This is a genomic window from Pseudomonas sp. Root569 (assembly GCF_001427465.1).
In the GTDB taxonomy this organism is placed as follows: Bacteria; Pseudomonadota; Gammaproteobacteria; order Pseudomonadales; family Pseudomonadaceae; genus Aquipseudomonas; species Aquipseudomonas synxantha.
This window is the reverse complement of the sequence record NZ_LMGQ01000020.1, coordinates 1-2,856: the sequence shown is the minus strand read 5'-3', so window position 1 is coordinate 2,856 and position 2,856 is coordinate 1. Positions and strand designations below refer to the sequence as shown.

The 2,856-nt window shown below is 63.3% G+C and carries 1 protein-coding gene and 2 pseudogenes; all 3 read left to right on the top strand.

The genetic code is table 11. The features are described 5' to 3' along the window. Positions 1–597: pseudogene (locus ASD70_RS29985) on the top strand (AMP-binding enzyme); the annotation flags it as partial. A 1-nt stretch (position 598) separates the two neighbouring features. Further along, positions 599–919, top strand: a pseudogene (locus ASD70_RS29980) (AMP-binding enzyme); the annotation flags it as partial. Position 920: 1 nt separating this feature from the next. Beyond that, a partial coding sequence (locus ASD70_RS15565) for a condensation domain-containing protein (protein WP_236708719.1) occupies positions 921–2,856 on the top strand: 1,936 nt, incomplete at both ends.

Genomic DNA, 2,856 nt, shown 5'->3' with positions numbered 1-2,856 from the left:
ACACCCTTGACCATGCCCATCGGCAAGGTCCTGGCCGGGCGCAGCATCTACYTGCTGGATGACAGCGGTGCCCCGGCACCGATCGGCGTGGTGGGTGAACTGGTGATCGGCGGCGAGTTGTTGGCCCGTGGTTACTTCAACCGCCCGGACCTGACCGCCGARCGCTTCATGCCCGATCCGTTCAGCCAGARTGGCGGGCGTTTGTACCGTACTGGCGACCTGGCGCGTTAYAACGCCTCGGGTGTGATCGAATATGTCGGGCGGATCGACCATCAGGTGAAAATCCGCGGTTTCCGTATCGAGCTGGGGGAAATCGAGGCCCGGTTGCTGGAGCAGGAGCAGGTGCGAGACGCCATCGTCCTCGCGCAGCCGGCGGCCAGTGGCTTGCAGTTGGTAGGTTATGTGGTGCCTCACGCCACGGCGCTATCGCAAGCGGAGTTGCGCCAGTCGATCAAGGCGGCCTTGGCGGCGGTACTGCCGGACTACATGGTGCCGGGCTTGCTGATGTTCCTCGATGTGCTGCCCCTGAGCCCCAACGGCAAGCTGGACCGCAAGGCCCTGCCAAAACCGGATGCCAGCCAACAGCAAAACCACTATGGTGAAAATCCGCGGTTTCCGTATCGAGCTGGGGGAAATCGAGGCCCGGTTGCTGGAGCAGGAGCAGGTGCGAGACGCCATCGTCCTCGCGCAGCCGGYGGCCAGTGGCTTGCAGTTGGTAGGTTATGTGGTGCCTCACGCCACGGCGCTATCGCAAGCGGAGTTGCGCCAGTCGATCAAGGCCGCCTTGGCGGCGGTGTTGCCGGACTATATGGTGCCGGGATTGCTGATGTTCCTCGATGTGCTGCCCCTGAGCCCCAACGGCAAGCTGGACCGCAAGGCCCTGCCAAAACCGGATGCCAGCCAACAGCAAAACCACTATNTTGCTGATGTTCCTCGATGTGCTGCCCCTGAGCCCCAACGGCAAGCTGGACCGCAAGGCCCTGCCAAAACCGGATGCCAGCCAACAGCAAAACCACTACGTGGCGCCGCGAACGGCGCTGGAAATCCAGGTCGCCGGGATCTGGCAAAGTGTGCTCGGCCTTGAGCAGGTGGGCCTCACGGATGACTTTTTCGCCCTCGGCGGCCACTCGTTGCTGGCGACCCAGATCATCTCCAGGGTGCGCCAGGCCCTGAACCTTGACGTGGCCCTGCGCAGCCTGTTCGAACGCAGCGTGCTTGGGGATTTCGTCGCCGGCCTGCACGGCCGCTCCCGTCAGGATGAGCTGCCTCTGGCGCCCATCGCACGCGATCAGGCGCTGCCCCTGTCCTACGCCCAGGAACGCCAGTGGTTCCTCTGGCAACTGGACCCGCACAGCGCCGCCTACCACCTGCCGGCTGCCTTGCGTCTCAAGGGCGCGCTGAATGTCGCGGCGCTGGAGCAAGCCTTCAACCAACTCATCGCCCGCCATGAAACACTGCGCACCACCTTTGTAGTGGACAACGAACACCCCCGGCAAGTCATCGCCGCAAAGGCCCCGCTGGCCCTCGTGGTCGAGACATTGCACGGCACGCCGGACGACGCCACGCTCAAAACTTTTGTTGAACACGAAACCAGACAGCTGTTCGACCTGCAACGCGGCCCGCTGCTGCGGGTCAGGCTGCTGCGCCTGGCGGATGATGACCACGTGCTGGTACTTACCCAGCACCACATCGTTTCCGATGGCTGGTCAGTGCAGTTGATGGTTGAAGAGCTGATCACCCTGTACGGCGCGGCCCAGGCTGGGCAACCTGCCCCACTGCCGACCTTGCCGATCCAGTATGCCGACTATGCCGTATGGCAACGCCAATGGATGGACGCCGGCGAGCGTGAGCGCCAACTGGCCTACTGGACCGCCCAGTTGGCCGGAGAAAACAGCGTACTGGAGTTGCCGACGGATCGCCCGCGCCCGGCGGAACAAAGCTACCGTGGCGCCCACCTGTCACTCACCCTGGCGCCTGGGCTGAGCGACGCAGTGCAGCACATGGCCCCACGCCTCGGTGTCACGCCGTTCATGCTGTTGCTGGCTTCGTTCCAGGTTCTGTTGCACCGCTACAGCGGCCAGCACGATATCCGCGTCGGCGTACCCATCGCCAACCGCAACCGCATCGAGACCGAGGGGCTGATCGGCTTCTTCGTCAACACGCAGATCATGAAAGCCGAGTTCAGCGCGCAATTACGCGTCGAAGAGCTGCTGCAACAGGTCAAGCAACATGCACTGGATGCCCAGGCGCATCAGGACCTGCCGTTCGAACAACTGGTGGAGGCATTGCAACCGGAGCGCAGCCTCAGCCATAACCCGTTGTTCCAGGTGATGTTCAATCACCAGAGTGCCGACAAGCGCAGCAGCACCGATGGCCAATCACTGCCTTCGGCGTTGCAGGTCGAGGGGTTGGACTGGGAAGGCAGTACTTCGCAATTTGACCTGACCCTCAGCACCAGTGAGTCGGCCGAAGGCCTGAGCGCGAGCCTGACCTACGCCACCGACCTGTTCGACGCCGCCACCATCGAGCGCCTCGGTCGGCATTGGCAACAGCTGTTGCGCAGCCTCCTTGAAGATCCACAACAGCGGGTTGCAGACCTGCCGATGCTGGATAGCGGCGAGCAACACCAGATCGTCAACGAGTGGAACAACACCGGTATCCAGCACCCGCTCGACCACAGCGTACAGCAGTTGATCGAGGCCCAGGTGGCAGCCACGCCCGAGGCACCGGCGCTGGTGTTCGATGAGCAACAGCTGAGCTACGACCAGCTCAACCGCCGCGCCAATCAGCTTGCGCATAAGCTGATCGAACTCGGCGTCGGCCCGGATGCGCTGGTAGGCATCGCGGCCGAACGCA